This is a genomic window from Bradyrhizobium sp. IC4060 (assembly GCF_020193715.1).
Classification (GTDB): domain Bacteria; phylum Pseudomonadota; class Alphaproteobacteria; order Rhizobiales; family Xanthobacteraceae; genus Bradyrhizobium; species Bradyrhizobium yuanmingense.
Genome location: NZ_JADYVJ010000007.1, coordinates 197,247 through 216,781, shown reverse-complemented (window position 1 = coordinate 216,781; position 19,535 = coordinate 197,247). Strand labels below are relative to the sequence as shown.

The following is a 19,535-nucleotide window of genomic DNA, read 5'->3' as shown; positions in this document are numbered from 1 at the left end:
GACGCTACGCGAGACCTCTTGAAATACGGCTCAAAGGCCACGCGAGGCTTTAATCAAAATGCGGGCTCATCGGTCGGAAACAATTAAGAATACCGATGTGTGACTTGTTCTGCTAAGAGCGGTCACGACTTCCGCTCGTGACGCTGGATGCGATTCGACCGACCCGATGGGCCTTTCCTCCCGCTTTCGCAAGAAGACCAAGCCGCGGCTTCCCGATGGCGTCCGCGTCTATGCGATCGGCGACGTGCATGGCCGCGCCGACTTGCTTCAATCGCTGTTAACCGTGATCGACGCCGACTTGGCCCGCTCGGCGCCGCAACGCGCCATTCAGGTCTTTCTCGGTGACTATGTCGACCGCGGCCCGGACTCACGCGCCGTTCTTGATCTCCTGATCGCGCGCTCGAAATCGCACGAGACGGTCTGTTTGAAGGGCAACCACGAGGTCTTCCTGCTCGAGGTGCTCAAGGACCCGACCCGCCTGCAGGAGTGGCGCCACTATGGCGGCCTCCTGACGCTGGTCTCCTATGGCGTCACGCCGACGATGAACCCTTCCGCGGAGCAGCAGGTCGAACTGATCGAGGGACTGAGACGTGCGCTCCCGCCGGAGCATCTCGCCTTCCTCCAGCAATTGCCCTCGTCCTTTACCTGCGGCGACTTCTTCTTCGTCCATGCCGGTGTCAAGCCCGGCATCGCGCTCGATCGCCAGAAGGATGAGGACCTGCTCTGGATCCGCGAGGAATTCCTCGCCTCCGAGGAGCGCTTCGGCAAATATATCGTACACGGCCATACGCCGGTCAGCGCGCCCGATATCCGCTCGAACCGCATCAACATCGACACCGGCGCTTATGCGACCGGCAACTTGACCCTATTGACCATCCAAGGCGATAGTCTCCTCGCAATTTGAAAGCTTAGGCCGCAACTTCGGTGATCACGCTTCGCGCCATTGGCATCTTGACCGCGATCGCGCTGGCGCTCCACGCCGGCACGACGTTCTATGGCGATCTGGTGCGGCCGAACTTTCGCGCCAGCGACTTGTTCTCGGGCGAAATTCCGCCGGACAAGGCCAAGCTCGCGGCCGCAGGCAGCCTGGCATCCTTTTCGTGGGATGGCGACCTCCTGGCAAATCATGCGGCGGCGATGGCCGCCGACGTTCTGCACCGTCCGTCGGCCGAGGCAGGCGGAAGGGCCAGCGAGAACAAGACGGCCCAAGCCGCTGTCGTGGCAGCCTTGAAAGTTTCGCCGATCAGGCCGGCGCTCTGGCTCACGCTCGGCACGCTACAGGCCCAGGCCGGCGAGGCGGTCACGCCTGCGGTGAAGATGTCGTACCTGACCGGGTCGGTGCCGATCGACGTTGCCTTCTCACGCGTCCGCACCGTGACCTCGAGCGCCGCTGCAACCGACGAGGAGATCAAGCTGCTGGCGCAATCCGACATCCGCTCGGCGCTGGCCAACCGCTCGCGCTACGAGCCGCTGCTGATCGCGGCCTATGTGCAGGCAACTCCGCAAGGCAAGTCGCTGCTGCTGGAGACGACGAAGGTGACCGATCCCAGATTCAACGAGATCTTGCGGCGGTATTAACTCAGCGGACCGATTTCGGGTTGACCGGCACGAAGTCCTGATCGCGGCGCGGCTGATCGGATCGTCCCTGGTAGACGAACATGCCCTTCTTGGTCGTAACGATGTCGCCTCGCTGCAGGCTGTCGTCGCGAAGCAGACGTTCGGTCGCGACGAGGTCCGGATCTTCCGGAGCCGGCTTGTAGAGTTCCGGATGCTCGCGCCGCTCGCGCGCAACCCCCTTGGCACGGCGTCGCGCATCCTCGATGCGCTGCCGCCATTCGTCGCGCGAGACTTCCGGCTCGCTCGGCGGAAGATAGTCGTTGATGGACGGCTCCGGCTCGGTCTGAGCACGGCACGAGAGCGGGCAGGCGTAGAGAGCCAATCCGACAGCGGCAGCCACGGCCGCCTGAACCGGCGCGCGCGCCGGTCTCCGGCGGTCTGACAGGGACTTGCAGCGGACGGGTCGCACTCCGATGACTCCGATGGCGGGCCGAGCAGCAGCCGCAACTTCAGCTGATACGGCTGCCAATTGCAACATTTTCGGAACGCAGCGGCCGTCCCTTCAAAAAGCGAAAAACAACCCCATGCACAGTAGCCGGCACCAACCGAATCAATGACTTACGTATTTTCCGAAGTCCTGACTTGATCCGTCGGGCAAAACAGGTCTAGTATGGCATGATCCGGAGAGAGGCCGACCGATGATCGACCTATCTGCGATCGGCATCGGATGAGCGCCGCAAGGACAATAGCGTCGTTCTAAGGCCTCGTTAGGCCATCGCTGCTAGACTTCGGCATCCGTCGATGGAGTTGGCGAGAATGCGTGCAAGCCTGGTATCGTTGTTGCGCGTTGCCGTTGCGGCGTATGCCATGTCCGCCCTCACGGCTCACGCCAGCCCGCTCTGCATCAAGGAGCGCGCGCCCTTCGCCTTGTCGCAAGACACGGTGAAATGGACGATGTCGATCGCCCCTGGCGCCGACTGCATTCAGGGACTGCGTTGGTCTTACATGCAGATCTTCAACGTATCCGTCGTGAGCGGGCCATCACGGGGACAATTGGCGGTGGTCGGGTCCGGCTTTCGCTATTCGGCAGAAAGGGAAGCGCGAGGCGCCGACAAGTTCACGCTGCTGATTTCGGGCAAGAACCGTCATGATCCCGGGACGTCGACTCTGGAGGTCGAAGTCAACCCGCAATAGGCAGGCCCACGACGCGCGAAGGGGTATCTACTTCGCCCGAAAACGCTTTAGTAACGGCGGCTCGACCCGCTGCCCCGGGTTGTATTCCCGTGATAGGGCCGGGCCCGTCCGTAAGTCGTCACGGGAGGCTCGATCCGGCTCGGGATATTCGGCGTCGCGTTGGGACGCGCGGGCTGCGACGGGTTGACGATGATCACATTGCGGTTGGGTGTCGACGGATCGCTGACGCCCTGGGCCCAGGCGCCCGCAGGCACCACAAGGGCGAGTGTGATCAAGACTATTCGTTTCATGCGATATCTCCCGAGCAAGAACGTCAGGGAGGGAACACCGTTCCTTCACGACGGCATCACGGTTCGTTGCGCGACCTCACCGCGGCACGGGTGACCTCAGCGAGGCACCGCGATCAGCTTGCCATTCCTCCAGACACCTTGGGCCGCCTGTCCGGTAGAACCGCTACCCACGTTCCGGACAGCCGTAGGCCGCGAGGCAGCCTGGGTGGTCTGCTTCTTTTTGTCGGTCGTCGTCACGATGCTGGAGCTAGTCGTGTTGGCCTGATCCTTGGTCCCTTGTGCAGAAGCAGACTGAACCAGAAAGGTCAGAAACATCATTGCTGTCAAAATGCCGCGCATGGTCACACACCGGAAGAAGGAGCCGGTCGAAATGTCACAGGTTTCCGCCCAAAAGCAAGCGCTACGAAACGACCGCGCAGGACCTTTGCGGCCGGAGCATCAGCGTGTTTCACCGCAACCGACGCGATCCGGGGTGAAAAAACCTAGCGAAACGGCACTATCCGGGCTAGTTGATCGCTCTTGATGACCGAGACCGGCGACACCGCAGCCAACGCCTCGCAGGCGCAAGAGATCAAGGCCGGGCTCGTCCGCCTGTTGTCAGAGCGGATCCGCGAAGTCTCCGGCGACCCCAGGCAGATGCGGGATGTCGTCTACGAGCTGGCTCGCGTCAAGCTTCTGGAACAATTCACCCACGCCGATGCGCGGGAAGCGCGAGAGCTCCAGCAAGTCCTCGAACGCGCCATTCGAGAGGTCGAACGCGCCTTTGAGCGAAGCGAGAAGTCTTCACCGACCAGGGATGCCTCGGTCCCCGTGGCGAATTCTCCACCGGCGAACGTTCCCGTCCCCCCGCCCATTCCGACGCTCGCTGCCTCGGCGTCATCAGCCATTCCGATGGCTGCCGAGACGCCGCGGCGTCCTGCCGCACCGCCAGGATCGCCCGACCAACCCAAACGGAGCGGCGCTTTCAAGTCTCTCGTTCGATTGACCGCGATCCTCCTGCTCATTGCTGGCGCCGGCACCGCGGTCGTGTATTGGCCGCGGCTGAAGGCACAACTGACGGCATCGTCGCAGATGGCGCAGCCCGAACGTTCGGCCAAGGGCCCGGAGCCTCAGCTGACCGCGATTCCGACTCCCTCGGCCAGCGAGACCGCTGAACGAATCCCGGAGAGCGCAAAGGAGCCGGCGCCGGCGGCGCACCCCTCGATGCCTTTGCCAACGACGTTCGGCGTCTACGCCTTGAGCGAGGGCCAGCTCCACGAGCTGAAGCCGGTTCCCGGAAAAATTCCGGACCGGCGGGTCGCGATCTCGGCCGCCATCAACACGCCGAGCGCGACCACGTTGATGGACGGCGACGTCAAATTCATCGTGTTCAGGCCCGACGGGGGTATCGACGCCAGCGGGACCGAAGTTCGGGTGATCGCAAAAGTCTCGCGAGCGATGGGCGTCGATGCCAGCGGGAAAGCCACCATGGTCAGCGCCGGCGATTCCTGGGTCATCCGCAGCATGTCCTACCCCTACAAGGTAGGTCCGATCGACGACCAGTCGAGAATGCTGTTGCTGCAACCGGAGCAAGACGGCTTCACGCTCGCGCCCGGCCGCTACATCGTGGTGGTCAGGGGCATGGGCTATGACTTCACCATCGCTGGGACGATCACCGATCCCAACCAATGCGTCGAGCGCATCAATGCGGCGAACGGCGCGTTCTACTCGCCCTGCCCGCCGCCGCGGCGATAACGCAGCCTTTGTTTCCTATTTGGCCGGCTTGCTGTCCTTTGGCGCATCCGCCGGCATGTCGTCGACCTTGCCGTTGTTGGCGACGCATTTCTGGAAGTACTCGCGCTGGTCCTTGCCCGTTCCCTTGGCACTCCCCGCTGCGGGGTTGCCGATCTGCCTGGGCGGAAAGGCCTTGGCCACCGCGGCGTCACATGCCCGCGCCACTTCGGCAGTGATGGCCGACGCCGTCGCCGGCACGGCCAATGTCAAAGCGAATGCCAGCCCAACCAATGTCCGCAAATTCTTGACCGGCACGTCGTTGCTCCTTCACTCGGTGAATGCTTGCCGGACCATACCAAAAAGGAACGAGGCGCCAAACGGCAAAGCGCGCTGAATTGTGACTGCGCACTTGTTCGGACCATGCTCCAGAGCCGCGTCTCGAAGCACGGCCGCAGAGCGCGCAGAAATATCACCGCTCCTAGCTGTTCAGCTGCGGCAGCTTGAAATCCGGAAAGCGCGTGAGCATTGCCGTCTTGACGAACTTCAAGTGGGCGATGCTGCTCGCCAATTCCTTGAGCCGGCGCTGGCCGTTCGAGATGTCGGCCGCGAAGAGATCCTGATGATGATTGTCGAGCGGCTCCCGCTCGAGATATTCGTCGGTGCCGTTTCCGAAGGTGACGGAGGCACGGGCAAGCGCATCGTCGACACGCCGGTTGAGCCCGGCCTGCTCCCTCTCCGCCTCCTGCAAGGCGGTTTCGATCGCGGCCAAAACGGCACCGATCCGCCCGCGGTCGGTCTCCGCGTCACGCTCGGCCGAGCGGGCCTTGAAGGTTTTGTCCTCGCGGCGGGAGCCGAGAAGATTGTGTGCGCGCGCTCTCAGGAACAGCTGAAACATCCGGGCCATCCCACATACGAGATCCAGGCGGGTACCATCGGTCAGACGTAGTTAACAAATCCTGAATCCGGCGCCCGTGCGGTCTGGCTTTGTGCAATCCATGCCCGCCAAGCTCCCGCGTGCTTGGAATACAGCTCGTGCCAGCGGATCTCGCCGTCGGCAGCGGCTCCTTTTCGCACGCGGACCTCGGATGTAAATTGCCCTGTCTCGTTCGATGCAAGATCCAGAGCTTCGAACTCCGCCGTCTCTTCCGGAGACAGGCCGATCAGAACGCGATGCCCTTGGGCATCGACGAAGTATCTGCGCGGCGCGTTGTGCCTTTGATCAGTCATTCGCAGGGCCCTCGTTCATGATCCAAGGCCCCGGACGATCCTTCAGCCGCCGCTCAAAGCCACGAACAAACGCGATCAAAACGAGGACGCAAGTCGCGCCCAGCAAAGCAATCAAATACGCCATTCACGCCCACCTATGCGAGCCGCGAAAATACAGGCGGCTAAACTCTCACCATGAATTGCTACGTTCTAGGTTGCCTTTCCAAAGCTCTCAAGCGCCGCACCACGTTAACCTAACTGCGCATGGTTATCCGACCCGGCCGCACGGCAGGATCAGTGTGCGCTCACATGGCTGTGCGCCTACGACGGATGCTCACTCTGCTTGGCGCCCATCGCCGCCGGCGTGTAGGGCGCATAGAGACGATATCGTGCCGATCGCCTGCGCGAGCGCCATGCCCGCACGCCGTAGCCGCAGCAAAAGCCAGCTGCAAAAATCGAAATCAGAACCAGAATTGCAAACATTTGGAATGTTCCCAATGATCGGAACGCTCCTCCCGGTACATTTCAACGTGATGTTCTGACGACTTCAAGATCATCGGCGCTGAAAGTTTTGTCAGAGGAAGATGAAGTTTGTGCAACGTGGTGCTTGAATTTTGGCCGTCGCGAGAACCACGAGCCCGGAGGATGACGAAATCTCGCATCGTTCGGGGGCGATATCCAGCCGGCGATGTTAACCCGTGTTCACGGCGGCAGCAGCCTCGAACGAAGCGGCCGGATGCGCTGTCATCGGGCACAGTTGCGATCTGCACGATAGGTCTGCGAAACGTTTTCGAACGTATGGAGCGGCCTCTCGGACGAGACCGCTGAAGAAGCATCCGTGCTTCTACGGAGCGCCATGCACCAACTTCATCGCGGTAAGGTTGAGAGGTTAGCTTAACCCGCGTTGTTTGTTGCGAACTTTCGGCGATTGCTTATCCATGTCGCACCGGGCTCCCCCAAGCCCGGCCCCACCCAAGCAAAGCCGTCGAGCGAACATGGGTCCGCTTGGCGGCTTTGTCGTTGTGTCGACGAGAGGATCATTTCGGTTATGGCGCGCAGGCCCTGGTCGTTCAAGGAAGATCGCCGGCTCATCGAGCTGGCCAAGTCTTCAACCTCGCTGGAGCAGGCAGCGAAAGCTCTCGGGCGCTCGCCCGATGCGATCAAGCGCATGGCGTTGCGGCTTGGTCTTTCCTTGAAGTCGAAGCCGGCAAAGAAGAGCTGATCTTAGAAGTGCCGGCGCTCGCCTCCGCTTCATGTACGGCCGCTGCAGTCGAACGGGCCCGCATCGATAGGGCCAGCCGCCCTTATCCCGGGGTCGTTCCGGTCCGCCATCGTCTTGGACGGTGAGGTGGATTGAGCGGGTTGCCGGCGGTGCCCCGCCAGCCGCCACACTTAATTCTGCGTCCTCTTCTGGGACCCCATCCCTGGGCTGGTTCCGTAGCTGGGCGTCCCCGTTCCCTTGAAGGCGCCGCCCATCGTGTCGGATCCGGAATTCGTGCCCGTGCCACTGCGCGTCGCGGAGGTGGATTGCGTGCCCGATGGCGTGTCTTTGGTCCCCTGCGCCGAGGCCAGAGAGCTCCCGATTGTCAACGCCATCACGAGACTTAACGTCCTGATCATACTGCTCAACTTTCCATGCTTGTTTCTGACCCCGAGCCGCCAGACCATTGGCCGGGCACTGCTCAGGTGGGGCCCTTCGGGCCGGTCTTTCCGTTAAACCCTATCTTAGCCCCCGCTGGCTAGGATCAATCTCCACGCCTTGCTTGAATTTCCGCCCCGCCCTGTTTTCGCCTGAGCCGGATGAGAGTGCTGCGACCAGACCTCCCGTTTGTGGCACTCGTGCTTGCGAGCACGATGGCGTTCGCCTTGGCGGGTCATTTCGCCGCTGGCGCCGTTATTCGCCAGCACCAGGCGCATCAGCTCAATGAGCTCACCGAGGTGGTTCTGCGCCGATCGGAGCTTGCGGTCGATTTCGCTGCGGGCAGCCTGGACGAGCTCGCGCGGCGCAATTTCGCCAGCTGCGAGCCGGCGGCGCTGCAAGCCATCCGCCTGCACGTCTACCAGCGCTCGGCGATCAAGGACGTCCGCCTCGTCAAGCCGGACGGCTCGGTGATCTGCTCGGCCTATTCCGAGACGCTCGAATTCGACAAGGGATGGGTGGATCGCCGCGACATGCTGCCTTCGCGCGACAAGACGCTTTCCCTGTTCCGCGTGGAGCAGTTCGGCGGCGACGCCCTGGGCGTGCTCAGGGACGTCAATGGCAACTCCGCCCTGGTCGCCATTGTCGGTGTCAATGCCAGCCTGTTCGACATCATGCCGGCCGAGCTGCGCGCGCACAGCCAGGTGATCCTCGCCTTGAGCAATGGCGAGAAGCTCGGCGAATTCCAGACCGAGGCCGGCAAGTCTCTGCCGGCGCCGATCGGCTTCGAGCGAGCGTCCGCTCGGCTCCCGCTTCATGCCACGATCCGGCTCGAGCACGCGGTGCTGTCGAGCTGGAACAACGAGGCCTATTGGCCAACGCTTGCAGTGGCGCTCGGACTTGGCGCGATCTTCGGCATCCTGCTGGCACGCAACCGCCGCATGGAAGGGCCAGTGGCCGATCTCGACCGGGCGCTGACAGCCGGCGAATTCAAGCCATATTACCAACCGATCTTCGACCTCCGGACAGGTCGGATCAAGGGCTGCGAGATTCTGGCTCGCTGGCTGCGCCGCGATGGCTCGGTGGTCCCGCCGATGAATTTCATTCCGCTCGCCGAATCCAGCGGACGCATCCAGGCGATGACCTGGCAGATCCTGGGATCGGCGCTCACCGAGCTCAGGCCATTGCTCAGGGCCGACAAGAATTTCAAGCTGTCGCTGAACGTCGTGCCCAAGCACCTCCTGAGCGCCGGCTTCGTCGAGACACTGCGGCGCACGGTTCTGACGGCACGCGTCTCCGCGCGCCAGATCGTGGTCGAGATCACCGAGCGCGATGAATTGGATGATCTCGCGCGCGCCGCTTCGGTCGTGGCCGAGCTGCGGGACCGCGGCTTCCGCGTCGCCATCGACGATGTCGGCGTCGGCCATAGCGGACTGTCGCGGCTGAAGGGCCTCGGCGCCGATACGATCAAGATCGACAAGTTCTTCGTGGACACGATCACGGTGGACGCATCGACGACCACGATCGTGGAGATGCTGGTGGCGCTCGCGAAAGACCTCAATATGAGCGTGGTCGCCGAAGGCATCGAGACCGAGGAGCAGCTCCGCGCGTTGCTCGCCTCCGGCGTCGAGGAAGGTCAAGGCTATCTGGTTGCGCCGCCCCTGCCCGCCGCCAAATTCAATGAGCTCATCAAATCGCGTCGGGCTGCGCAGCCGGATGCGGCGACATCCGGTGCTAAGGCTTTGGTGGCCTGACTGGCTGGCCCCCAGAGGCTTTAACGATACTTTCTAACGATGTTTTCGGCTTTCGAACCGGAGCGGCGACCAACCTTGTATGTTGGCGCCATGCGCAGGAACCACCTCATAGCAGCCGCAAGCATCTGTCTGGCGCTGATCGCCTATGCCACGCTGGCGAAGCTGTCGGGCCGGCCTGCGCTCATGGGTCACCACGAGGCCTATTGGATCGTCGTGATCGAGCGCTTCAGCGCCTATGGCCTGCTCGGCTTCCTGCTGTCGTTCCTGCTGCCGGGACGGTTTAGCCTGGCTTGCTCGCTCGTCATCGCAGTCGCCATGGGGTTGGAGCTGATGCAAGCGTTGATACCCGATCGCGATCCAGGCTTTCTCGACGTGCTGCAGAAGGCGGCGGGCGGCACCGTGGGCGTCATGCTCGCCCAGATGATCCTGGCGTTCCTGCCCAGACCACCTGCCTGAAACGGCGAGCATGGCCTCGGCGGAGCGACTGGGCGACCCGGTCCTTACTTCATCATCTGGCCGCGCAACTCACCGCCTGGGTTGGCGGCCGTGTGAATGTTCGCGTACCATTTTCCGCCCAACAGATCCGCCGCCTGCGCCTCGGTGAGGGTGGCACTGCCTTCGATCGGGCTTTGCGCCGTCTTGAACGGCAGGGCGATGCCGGCATTCTTCCCGGCCTCGCCGGGGCCGTGAAAATGCGCCCCTATCGCCGGTCCCGTCAGCCCGGTGAAGCTGACGAGGTAGGTCAGGACCTTCGTTTCGGTGTCGTAGCTCGCCTCCGCCTTGCCCGACCCGGTCGAGCTGTTCGGCGGCACTTCATTGCTTCCCTTGAGATCCGCTCGCAGCTTCACGACCTCCGCACCTGCCGTTCCGCTCGTCGCGCTGACGCCTCCGACCAGCGCCAATGCCCCCAACAGTGCCACGGACCGTCGACACACGGCTTTGCTCATGCACTTCCTCCTGCGGATTTCGTTGGTCCCGCGATGAAAACACCGAGGACTGCCGGACATTCCGCCGCAGAGCTTATGCTGATTCGGGACAACGCTCGCGGGAATTAGCCATCGCAAGCGCATCACGCGCCGGCTCAGGCCGCCCCGCGCCTCGTGTGACGCTCGGAGGGAACCAGGAGCTCGGCCATCTTCCGGTGGGTGTCGTGCAGCGCTTCAATGGCGCAGTCGAGATCGAAATCCGCCTCGCGGACGGATGCAAAGAACTTGGCCGTCAGCGCCAGATCGAGCTTGACGCGCGTGGCACCGTCGCGACTCCTGCGACGATCGAGCGACAAATGGATCGCGCGGTCCCTCGCCTCCACAGCATCGCAGCCGCAAAGCGCGCCGAGCTCGTCATATGTCATCCAGATTTGAGGCATGTTCTTCCACCACGCTTGATCTATCGCAGACTAGATAGCTCTCGCTTCTGAAGGCGGAGTTTCTGCAGCGCGAATTCGAGCCAACAACGTCAACGCAATGCTAAGCGCGGCGCAGACGTGAGCCGGGTGGACCGGCGCAGCTTGTTGCCGATCCACTGTCACTTGGGCGCGCCCGTCGTGAACGGATGCCGCGGCCGTGAACGGCTGTCGAGCCTCTTGGGCAGCTTGTCGGCCTTGAGCTTCACGACGGCGCCCCGGGGGTCGGGAGCCGGCGCCTCTTCCTGGCTGTAGATCAGCGTCGCTTCGAATCTCACGTCGGGCGCTTGCCGGGCCGTTCCCGAACAGGTCGCCATCGCCCCGCTATAAACGCCGGAGAGCTCGACCTCGACCTCGTCGAGCCCGAACACAGTCGGCGGCCCGTCGGCATGTCGCCGCGTGGTCAGGACGGCCGTGAAATGCCGGTCGTTGTCGAACTGATAGGAGCCGCCATAGTTGAAGAAGCTGTCGCTGCCCGAGATCCGTCCCTGGGCCAGATGCACGATGCCGGTGCCTTGCGCGTGCGCTGTTCTGAACCACGCCGCGTATTTGCCCTCTTTCAGCATGGAAACATCCACCCGTAATTTCCACGTGTATTTGCAACGAAGCTTGAGGCGCGACAATGACCGACACGACGAGCATTCCGCCACGGTTAACGCCCTGCAAAATCAATCCGTTAAATTTCTGCGGCCGCACGCGGCGGCGGCGACGTCAAAACAATTCGATGCCGTCGTCAGCCGTTTCCACGACTTCGACGCGACGCGACGGCCGTACAAGGAGCCAATGCCGCTCGAGCTCGCGCGCGGCTACCTGGTCGAGAACGCCGGGCGACAGTTCGATCCTGGCTGCGTCGAGGCTTTCCTGTTGCGCTGGGACGAGGTGGTCGAGATCGCCGGCGGTCAGCGGACAAGTCCCTTGCCGGTCGCCGCGGCCCCTCCCGCTCCCGATATAGAGCGTGCAGCAGCGAGCTCGTCAGACGCGCGCCATCCCGCGTCCCGACCGCCTGACCCGATCGATCCGCCAACATCTTGCCGCGGCACCATTTTTCTCCGGTCGCCGGTTTGAACCTGTTCCTGCTAAAGTGGCACCAAGACCTGAGAGTGATTCTGGTCACACTTGCCCCGGCGCCCTGCTGCTAGGCATCGAACCAGGACGGGCACCAGAGCATCGTCGAATTGGATGAGAATTCCCATGAAAAGCCTGATCGGCGCCTGTGTCGGCGCATTCTGCCTTGCGGCCCCCGCTTGGGCGGAGACTCCCGCCGCGATCGTCGAGGACGTCCAGGGCAAGGTCGACGGCATCGCGTTCATGGATTACGTGGCGCCAGGCAAGATCATCAAGCTCGGGCCCAAGGCCAGCATCACGCTCAGCTACCTGAAATCCTGCCAGCGCGAGACCATCAGCGAAGGTGTCGTCCTGGTCGGCGCCGAGCAGAGCACCGTGCAGCTGGGCGAGGTCAAGCGGGAAAAGGTGCCCTGCGATACCAATGCGGCAAAACTGTCCGAGCGCGAGGCGAACCAGAGCGCCGCAACGACCTTCCGCACCATGCGCTCGGACGCCAAGGGCGGGCCCGCCAAGCTGCCGACGCTCTACGGCGTCTCGCCACTGGTGCAGGCCAAAGTCGGCAGCACGCTGGTGATCGAACGCACCGACGGCAAGGAGCCCACGATCAGCGTCCCGCTCAAGCGCGATGCTATGGTCGGCGGCAAGTTCTATGATTTTGCCAAGGCCGGAAAGACATTGACCCCGGGCGGCAGCTACCTCGCCATTCTCGGTGCCAAACGCTACACCTTCCAGATCGACGCCAGCGCCACCTCCTCGCCGACCCCGATCATCGGCCGCCTGCTGCGGCTCGAATAGGCGGACTCGAATAAGCGGAGTTGGCGACGGGGCGATGCGGCGGATCGGGGGACGGGACATCGTTGCGGCAATCCTGATCGCGCTCCTTGCGGGCGCGATCTTCACGTCCCCGCCGCTGCAGACACTGCAAGGCCTCTCGCTCGACATCCTCACCGCACTGCGTGGGAAGGTTGTCGGCGAGCGCCGCGATCCCGCGACGTCGCCGGTCGTCGTCGTGGCGATCGACGGCGAAACCTACGAGACCCTGCCCTTCAAGGGATCGCCGACGCAGACCTGGACGCGCGAGATCGGCCGGGTGCTCGGCAGTATCAGCGACGGCGGCGCCAAGGTGATCGGCTTCGACGTCATCTTCAAGAACTCGATCGAGCAATCCGAGATTCCCTTTGGCGACGCGCCGCTCGGCGCTCGGATGCGCGGATTTGACCGGGACTATCTAATCGCGCTGCGGCAGATCTCCGACAACGGCAAGCTCGTGCTCGGCGAGATCCTGAGCAACGACCATCCGGAAATGCCCTACCGTGCGCAGCGGCTGGCGGTGCGAAACAACGTCCGCGCGCTCAATGTCCACACCGACGCCGACGATGTCATCCGGCGGATGCCGCTCAGCTTCTCGATCGAGGGCAAGCCGGTGCCCACAATGGCGGTCGAGCTCGCCGCCCGCGCGCTCGGCGCGAAGGTCGAGATGGCGCCATCCGGCGCGGCCGGGCTATCCGGCTACGCAATCCCGAGCACTGTACCGAACACGCTGACGCTCAACTTCCGCGGCCTCAGCCGCGACGTTCCGACCTTCTCCTTTGCCGATCTGCGCGCCTGCGTCGAAAAAGGCGACCGCGATTTCTTCCGGCGCGCCTTCGAGGGCAAGGTCGTGCTGCTCGGGACCGTCCTCAACTTCGAGGACCGCAAGCTCACCTCGATGCGCCTGTCCGGCGGCTATGACGGAACGCCGTCGGCGCGATGTGCCCTGCCCGCGGCTGCCGGCACCGCGCAAAAGGCCCGCAGCGACGTCGCCGGTGTGTTCGTGCACGCCGCTGCGGTCCGAAACCTGATCGAGCGCGATGCCGTGACCGAGCTCGGCTTTCCCTCGCGCACCCTTCTCACGATCGCGTTCGCGGCCGTCATCGCCTGCGCGGCCGGCGTGTTTGCGCCGAGTGGTGCCCTTATCGCCTGGCTCGGCCTCACGATCGTCTACGCGGTCGCTGCCGTCGGCGCATTCGTCCATGCCTTGGCGCTGCCGCTGACCGAGCCGGCGCTCGCCAGCCTTGCCGCGCTCGCGATCATGATCGGCTATCGCTTCGTGCTGGCCGACCGCGACGAGCGCTTCCTGCGCAAGAGCTTTGCCTTTTACCTCGCGCCCGAGGTGATCGAGACCATGGTGGCCTCCGGCAAGATGCCGGCGCTCGGCGGCGAGATGCGCAACGTCACCATGTTCTTCTCCGACCTAAGCGGATTCTCGTCGATCGCCGAGACGATGACGCCGGTCGAGCTGGTGACGCTGATGAACGAATATCTGTCCGCCATGACCGACATCATCGAAGGCCATGGCGGTTACGTCGACAAATATATCGGCGATTCCATCGTCGCCATGTTCGGCGCCCCGGCCGACGATCCCGCCCACGCGCGCAATGCGGTGCGTGCTGCGCTGAAGTGCCACGAGACGCTGGCCGAGCTCAATCAAGGCCATCCCGCCTTCGCCGGTCACGGCCTGTCGCACCGTATCGGGCTCAACAGCGGCGAAGCCGTGGTCGGCAACATCGGCTCGCGCCGCCGCTTCAACTACACCGTGATGAGCGACACCGTGAACGTCGCCTCGCGGCTTGAAGGCGCCAACAAATATTACGGCACGGCGATCATGGCCTCGGAAACCACGATGGCGCAGACCGGCGATAGCTTCGCCTGGCGCGAGCTCGATGCGATCAGGGTGCAGGGCCGCGGCGAGGCGATCAGGGTGTTCGAGCCGCTGGCGGAAACCGGCGCGGAAAGCGCCGAGCAGGCCAAGGTCGCCGCAGCCTATGCGGAAGGGCTGGCGTGCTGGCGGGCACGGGAGTTTGCCAAGGCGGCCGACGCGTTCGAGGGAGTGGCGGAAGTTGATCCGGCGTCCGCGCTGTTCGCAAAACGCGCAAATGCATTGACTGCCAATCCGCCGCCGCCGGAGTGGACGCCGGTGAACACGCTGGAAGGAAAGTAGCGACGTCAACCGCGGGCGTACTTGCCCTCTCCCCTTGTGGGAGAGGGTGGCTCGCCGCGTAGCGGCGAGACGGGTGAGGGGTCTCTCTCCGCGCGCGCTTCTCTCAATAAGCCCGCGGAGAGAGACCCCTCATCCGGCGCTTCGCGCCACCTTCTCCCACAAGGGGAGAAGGAAGAGAACGTCCGCATCGCTCGCCTCAGAATTCAGAACGGCAGCCCCGTATAATTCTCCGCAAGCAGACGCTGCGCCGTCTCGGACGAGAGCAGGTAGTCGAGCTCCGTCTGCTGCAGACGATCCTCATATTCGATCCGATCGGGGAAGCGGTGCAGCATCATCGTCATCCACCAGGAGAAGCGTTGTGCCTTCCAGATTCGCGCGAGCGCCTTGGCGGAATAGCCCTTGAGACCGGCATCGTCGCCGCTCTGATAATGCGCGAGCAGCGCGTGATAAAGATAGTAGATGTCGGACGCGGCGCTGTTCAATCCGCGCGCACCGGTCGGCGGCACGATGTGCGCGGCATCGCCGGCGAGGAACAGGCGGCCATAGCTCATCGGCTCGGCGACGAAGCTGCGCAAGGGCGCGATGCTCTTCTCGATCGACGGACCCGTGATCAGACGGCCGGCGACCTCGTCCGGCAGGCGGCGCTTCAGCTCGGCCCAGAACGCGTCGTCGCTCCAATCCTCCACCTTGTCGGTCAAAGGCACCTGGATGTAGTAGCGGCTCAGCACCTGCGAGCGCAGCGAGCACAGCGCAAAGCCGCGCTCGTGCTTCACGTAGATCAGCTCGGGCGATACCGGTTTCGTGCGCGACAGCACGCCGAGCCAGCCGAACGGATAGACCTTCTCATATTCGCGCAGCACGTCCTTCGGGATCGACTTGCGGCTGACGCCATGGAAGCCGTCGGCGCCGACGATGTAGTCGCAATCGACGCGGAGCGTCTGCCCGTTCGAGCGATACGTCACATAGGGCCGATCCGACGTCAGATCGTGCGGCGTGACGTCCTCGGCATTGTGCACGACCTTGCCGCCGATCCGGTCGCGTGCCTCGTAGAGGTCGCGCGTCAGCTCGGTCTGGCCGTAGACCAGGACCGAATTGCCGCCGGAATGCTTGTGCAGGTCGATGTGGGAGAGCACGCCGTCATGGGCGATCTCGAACCCGTTGTGGATCTCGCCCTCGCGGTCCATCCGCTCGCCGCATTGCGCTTCGCGCATCAGCTTCGCAAAGCCGTGCTCGAGCACGCCGGCGCGGATCCGGGCCAGCACGTGGTCGCGGCTGTATTTCTCCAGCACGATGGTGTCGATGCCCTTGAGGTGCAGGAGCTGGGACAGCAACAGCCCGGACGGCCCGCCGCCGATGATACAGACCTGAACTTTCATTTTTGCGTCCTCCCGTCGGCATTTTTTTGCATACGTTAAGGCGCAAGCCGATGGAGGGTTTCGCCTTTGTCTTGTACTATTCGAACATGAGAAGCGCGGCCCCCGCCCCGGCCATCCGGGTCTACAATCTGTTCGGCGAGTCCGGCGATCTGCCCGATGTCGTGCATTGCGAGACGATCGCCTCGCGTTCGGTGCTGCACGACTGGACGCTGGCCGTGCACCGCCATGCCCGGCTGCACCAGGTGCTGCTGATCGAGCGCGGCGGCGGCGAGGCGACGCTCGACGGGCGCGTGGTGCCGCTGAGGCCGATGCAGATCGTCAACGTGCCGGTCGGCCACGTCCACGGCTTCCGCTTCGTGCCCGATACGCAAGGGTGGGTGTTGACCATCGCCGCGGAGATCCTCGACGAAGCGCTGCTCGCCGCCGAGGGCCTGCGCGGTGCGCTGTCGCGGTCGGCCGTGGCGCGCGGCACGCCGCAGATTCGCGCCACGATGAAGCAGATTTTCGCCGAGCACGCCGCGCGCGACTTCGGCCGCGCGCATGTGCTCCGCGCCTTGTCGTCGGCCATGATCGGGCTCGTGGCCCGCGCGCTCACGGGCGAGAGCGGCGGCAACGGCACCGCGGAAAGCGGGTTGTTCCGCCGCTTCGAGGCGCTGCTGGAGCAGCATCATCTGGAGCGCTGGAGCGTCGCCGACTATGCCGAGGCGCTGTCGGTGACACCGACGCATCTCAACCGGATCACGCGGGCGGCGACCGGCGACACCGCCTCGCATCTGATCCTCAACCGCCTGATCCGGGAGGCGCGGCGCAACCTCGTCTACACCAACCTGCCGGTCTCGACCATCGCCTACGCCCTCGGCTTCGAGGACCCCGCCTATTTCAGCCGGGTCTACGCCGCCGCCACGGGGGTCTCACCGCGCGCCTTTCGCGCCCGGCTCCATGGCGGCGAAGGCTGAACCACCGGACAAAGGATCAGGGCACGTCTGATCGACGCGCCCCGGATCCGCGATGTCTCTCGTTGCCACTTACCTTCGTATATAGCGCCCCATCCTTTGGATAGAGGCGCTTTACCTCCGTACAATTGAGCGGGGCACGCCCTCGCCCTAGCGTGACGGCATTCGGCGCCCTGGCGCTGGTGGCATGGAACCTCCCTAACCTCGGCGCAAGGCGGCCAACCCTGTCCGGTCGTCTGCGCCGCCTTTTCAGCAAAGCCATCGGCGCCTTCAGTTATTCCCGCCGATACGCCGCGCCATTTCGGCTGGACGGTCGGCTTTCGTGCCGAACCCGGGGAGTTGTGCATAATGTCTTCGCTTGGGAAGAGCGCGCTCTTTATCGACGGCTCCAATTTCCATGCCACCGCCAAGGCGCTCGGCTTCGAGATCGACTACAGACGCCTGCTCAGTGAATTTCAAAGCCGAGCTACGCTGTTACGGGCCTTCTACTACACGACCATCATCGAGGATCAGGAATATTCGTCGATCCGCCCCTTGATCGACTGGCTCGACTACAACGGCTTCACCGTCGTCACCAAACTCGCCAAGGAGTTCGTCGACCCCGCTACCGGCCGCCGCAAGGTGAAGGGCAGCATGGATGTGGACCTCGCCGTAAGCGCGATGGAGCTTGCCCGGCACGTCGATCAGATCGTGTTGTGCTCGGGCGATGGGGATTTCCGTTCGCTGGTCGAAGCCTTGCAACGCCGCGGCGTCCGCGTGACCGTCGTCTCCACACTCTCCACTCAGCCGCCCATGATCGCCGACGACCTGCGCCGGCAGGCGGACATGTTCATCGATCTGGTGGAGTTGAAGCCAAAAGTGGGGCGCGATCCACCCGATCGACCGGTATCGCGCGAAATGCGGCAGCCACCGCAATTCCTCGCGCGCGGAACCATCAGGCGCGACGACCGGGTGGAATGATCGAAGGACGCCGGCCCGACACCTCACACGTCGAAGAACACCGTCTCCTCCGGCCCCTGCAGATTGATCGTGAAGGAATACACGATCTTGCCGGCGCGCTCGCTGCGGGTTGCGATCAATGTCTTGCGGCGCACCGGCTGCTCGATGAGGTTGAGCACGGGATCGGCGGCGTTTGCCGCCTCTTCGTCCGAGAAATAGAGCCGCGTGTTGAGGCCGATGTTGATTCCGCGGGCGACGATCCAGAGGTTGACGTGCGGCGCGCATTTGCGCCCCGTCCTGTCGGTGATCGCGCCCGGCTTGATGGTCTCGAAGGTGACGAGGCCGCTCTCGAAGTCGGAGCCGGCGCGGCCCCAGCCGCGAAACTCGTCCTCCAGCGCGCCGGCGGAGCGATCGGCGGGGTGGTTGTAGCGGCCGGCCGCATTCGCCTGCCAGATCTCCAGCAGCACGTCGCGCAGCGGCGTGCCGGTGCCGTCGAGCACCTTGCCCTCCAGCGTGATGCGCTCGCCTTTGGTGTTCGGCGTCACCAGCACGTTAGAAAAATTCTTCTCGAAGATGTCGAAGCCGGCCATGGCCGGGATCAGGCCGATATGGACGTAGGGCCCGGCGGTCTGCGAGGCGGTTTCATTGAGATAATTGAGCGGTTGCGGCATGGGCGTTAGTTCCCCGCGGTGCGATTTTCGAAATAGGTGGAGCGCTGGCCGCGCAGCACGATGTCGAAGCGGTAGGCGAGCGAGTCGAACGGCGTCGAGGCGTTGAGGTCGAGCGGCGCCACGAGGCGGTCGAGCGCGTCCTTGTCCGGGATCGTCGTCAGGATCGGACAGACCGGGATCAGCGGATCGCCTTCGAAATACATCTGCGTGATCAGCCGCTGCGCAAAGCCCGAGCCGAACACCGAGAAGTGGATATGGGCGGGGCGCCAGCTGTTGACGTAATTGCGCCAGGGATAGGGGCCCGGCTTCACGGTGCGGAAGTAATAGTAGCCGGTGTCGTCGGTGAGCGCGCGGCCGCAACCGCCGAAATTCGGATCGATCGGCGCCAGATAGGTGTCCTTCTTGTGCCGGTAGCGGCCGCCGGCATTGGCCTGCCAGAACTCGACCAGCGTGTTCGGAACGCCCCGGCCGGTCTCGTCCAGCACGCGGCCGTGGACGATGATGCGCTCGCCGACGGGATCGCCGTCCTTGGCGTAGTTGCGGATCAAATCATTGTCGAGCGGGCCGAGATCGTTGTGGCCGAACACCGGCCCCGTGATCTCCGAGATCGAGTTCTCCAAGGACAGCAGCGACTGGCGCGGCGAGCGCAGCACCGAGGACTTGTAGCCTGGCGCATGCGCCGGCGGATGGATCGCGCGGTCGCGCTGGAAGAAGCCGCCGTCGCCGAGCGGCGGCGTCAAGGGCTCGGGACGATTAAGGCGGGGATCCCGCAATGCTGGCGCCTGGGCATTCATCG

Annotated in this window: 23 protein-coding genes and 1 pseudogene; 12 read left to right on the top strand and 12 right to left on the bottom strand. The window is 63.8% G+C overall.

The features are described 5' to 3' along the window. Positions 1-166 precede the first annotated feature (166 nt). On the top strand, positions 167-904 hold the full coding sequence (locus I6F16_RS23435) for a metallophosphoesterase family protein (protein WP_225112344.1): 738 nt from the start codon (positions 167-169) through the stop codon (positions 902-904). A 20-nt stretch (positions 905-924) separates the two neighbouring features. Beyond that, a complete protein-coding gene (locus I6F16_RS23430) occupies positions 925-1,578 on the top strand; it encodes a hypothetical protein (protein ID WP_036011260.1) in 654 nt (217 codons plus the stop codon). A gap of 1 nt (position 1,579) precedes the next feature. On the opposite strand, the gene I6F16_RS23425 is transcribed toward I6F16_RS23430, so the two are convergent. Next, positions 1,580-1,957, bottom strand: coding sequence for a hypothetical protein (locus tag I6F16_RS23425; protein WP_225112343.1), 378 nt, complete (start codon positions 1,955-1,957; stop codon positions 1,580-1,582). Positions 1,958-2,373: 416 nt separating this feature from the next. On the opposite strand from I6F16_RS23425, the gene I6F16_RS23420 reads away from it, so the two are divergent. Continuing rightward, on the top strand, positions 2,374-2,751 hold the full coding sequence (locus tag I6F16_RS23420; protein WP_225174011.1) for a hypothetical protein: 378 nt from the start codon (positions 2,374-2,376) through the stop codon (positions 2,749-2,751). Between the two features lie 47 nt (positions 2,752-2,798). Here the strand turns inward: I6F16_RS23420 and I6F16_RS23415 are convergent, their stop codons facing one another. Beyond that, positions 2,799-3,041 carry a hypothetical protein gene (locus I6F16_RS23415; RefSeq protein WP_128262894.1) on the bottom strand — a complete coding sequence of 81 codons (243 nt, stop codon included), beginning with the start codon at positions 3,039-3,041 and terminating at the stop codon, positions 2,799-2,801. Between the two features lie 96 nt (positions 3,042-3,137). Further along, entirely contained in the window at positions 3,138-3,380 is a 243-nt protein-coding gene (locus I6F16_RS23410) for a hypothetical protein (protein ID WP_057026181.1), read from the bottom strand. 183 nt (positions 3,381-3,563) lie between these two features. Here I6F16_RS23410 and I6F16_RS23405 point away from each other — a divergent pair, with 183 nt between their 5' ends. After that, positions 3,564-4,775, top strand: coding sequence for a hypothetical protein (locus tag I6F16_RS23405; protein WP_225174010.1), 1,212 nt, complete (start codon positions 3,564-3,566; stop codon positions 4,773-4,775). Between the two features lie 15 nt (positions 4,776-4,790). On the opposite strand, the gene I6F16_RS23400 is transcribed toward I6F16_RS23405, so the two are convergent. The 3 genes from I6F16_RS23400 to I6F16_RS23390 form a co-directional block, all read right to left on the bottom strand. Beyond that, complete coding sequence (locus I6F16_RS23400) at positions 4,791-5,069, bottom strand: hypothetical protein (RefSeq protein ID WP_225112340.1); 279 nt, start codon at positions 5,067-5,069, stop codon at positions 4,791-4,793. A gap of 163 nt (positions 5,070-5,232) precedes the next feature. Then, positions 5,233-5,649 carry a hypothetical protein gene (locus I6F16_RS23395; RefSeq protein WP_225174009.1) on the bottom strand — a complete coding sequence of 139 codons (417 nt, stop codon included), beginning with the start codon at positions 5,647-5,649 and terminating at the stop codon, positions 5,233-5,235. 41 nt (positions 5,650-5,690) lie between these two features. After that, entirely contained in the window at positions 5,691-5,981 is a 291-nt protein-coding gene (locus I6F16_RS23390; protein WP_036011277.1) for a hypothetical protein, read from the bottom strand. A 1,027-nt stretch (positions 5,982-7,008) separates the two neighbouring features. On the opposite strand from I6F16_RS23390, the gene I6F16_RS23385 reads away from it, so the two are divergent. The 3 genes from I6F16_RS23385 (at position 7,009) to I6F16_RS23375 (ending at position 9,809) form a co-directional block, all read left to right on the top strand. Then, entirely contained in the window at positions 7,009-7,182 is a 174-nt protein-coding gene (locus I6F16_RS23385) for a hypothetical protein (protein WP_167361675.1), read from the top strand. Between the two features lie 632 nt (positions 7,183-7,814). Next, positions 7,815-9,353: an EAL domain-containing protein gene (locus tag I6F16_RS23380; protein ID WP_225142429.1), complete on the top strand. Its 1,539-nt coding sequence runs from the start codon at positions 7,815-7,817 to the stop codon at positions 9,351-9,353. 90 nt (positions 9,354-9,443) lie between these two features. Beyond that, complete coding sequence (locus I6F16_RS23375) at positions 9,444-9,809, top strand: antibiotic resistance protein VanZ (RefSeq protein WP_036011287.1); 366 nt, start codon at positions 9,444-9,446, stop codon at positions 9,807-9,809. A 44-nt stretch (positions 9,810-9,853) separates the two neighbouring features. Here the strand turns inward: I6F16_RS23375 and I6F16_RS23370 are convergent, their stop codons facing one another. The 3 genes from I6F16_RS23370 to I6F16_RS23360 form a co-directional block, all read right to left on the bottom strand. Beyond that, on the bottom strand, positions 9,854-10,300 hold the full coding sequence (locus I6F16_RS23370) for a CHRD domain-containing protein (protein ID WP_225174008.1): 447 nt from the start codon (positions 10,298-10,300) through the stop codon (positions 9,854-9,856). Positions 10,301-10,434: 134 nt separating this feature from the next. Further along, complete coding sequence (locus I6F16_RS23365) at positions 10,435-10,719, bottom strand: hypothetical protein (RefSeq protein ID WP_036011293.1); 285 nt, start codon at positions 10,717-10,719, stop codon at positions 10,435-10,437. 158 nt (positions 10,720-10,877) lie between these two features. Next, complete coding sequence (locus I6F16_RS23360; RefSeq protein WP_036011297.1) at positions 10,878-11,321, bottom strand: hypothetical protein; 444 nt, start codon at positions 11,319-11,321, stop codon at positions 10,878-10,880. A 193-nt stretch (positions 11,322-11,514) separates the two neighbouring features. On the opposite strand from I6F16_RS23360, the pseudogene I6F16_RS23355 reads away from it, so the two are divergent. From I6F16_RS23355 to I6F16_RS23345, 3 genes and pseudogenes are all read left to right on the top strand, one after another. Further along, positions 11,515-11,820 (top strand): annotated as a pseudogene (locus I6F16_RS23355) (hypothetical protein); the annotation flags it as partial. A gap of 126 nt (positions 11,821-11,946) precedes the next feature. Continuing rightward, positions 11,947-12,615, top strand: coding sequence for a hypothetical protein (locus tag I6F16_RS23350; protein WP_036026585.1), 669 nt, complete (start codon positions 11,947-11,949; stop codon positions 12,613-12,615). 34 nt (positions 12,616-12,649) lie between these two features. After that, positions 12,650-14,800, top strand: coding sequence for an adenylate/guanylate cyclase domain-containing protein (locus I6F16_RS23345; RefSeq protein ID WP_225174007.1), 2,151 nt, complete (start codon positions 12,650-12,652; stop codon positions 14,798-14,800). A gap of 203 nt (positions 14,801-15,003) precedes the next feature. Here the strand turns inward: I6F16_RS23345 and pobA are convergent, their stop codons facing one another. Next, a complete protein-coding gene (pobA, locus tag I6F16_RS23340; RefSeq protein WP_036011339.1) occupies positions 15,004-16,176 on the bottom strand; it encodes a 4-hydroxybenzoate 3-monooxygenase in 1,173 nt (390 codons plus the stop codon). Between the two features lie 50 nt (positions 16,177-16,226). Between pobA and I6F16_RS23335 the strand changes: the two genes are divergently transcribed. Together I6F16_RS23335 and I6F16_RS23330 are read left to right on the top strand one after the other, a co-directional pair. Next, a complete protein-coding gene (locus I6F16_RS23335) occupies positions 16,227-17,132 on the top strand; it encodes a helix-turn-helix domain-containing protein (RefSeq protein ID WP_036011342.1) in 906 nt (301 codons plus the stop codon). Between the two features lie 345 nt (positions 17,133-17,477). After that, entirely contained in the window at positions 17,478-18,089 is a 612-nt protein-coding gene (locus tag I6F16_RS23330; RefSeq protein ID WP_225112335.1) for an NYN domain-containing protein, read from the top strand. 23 nt (positions 18,090-18,112) lie between these two features. Here the strand turns inward: I6F16_RS23330 and pcaG are convergent, their stop codons facing one another. After that, complete coding sequence (pcaG, locus tag I6F16_RS23325; protein WP_225112334.1) at positions 18,113-18,739, bottom strand: protocatechuate 3,4-dioxygenase subunit alpha; 627 nt, start codon at positions 18,737-18,739, stop codon at positions 18,113-18,115. Positions 18,740-18,744: 5 nt separating this feature from the next. Then, positions 18,745-19,533 carry a protocatechuate 3,4-dioxygenase subunit beta gene (gene pcaH, locus I6F16_RS23320; protein ID WP_036026596.1) on the bottom strand — a complete coding sequence of 263 codons (789 nt, stop codon included), beginning with the start codon at positions 19,531-19,533 and terminating at the stop codon, positions 18,745-18,747. Positions 19,534-19,535: the final 2 nt, after the last annotated feature.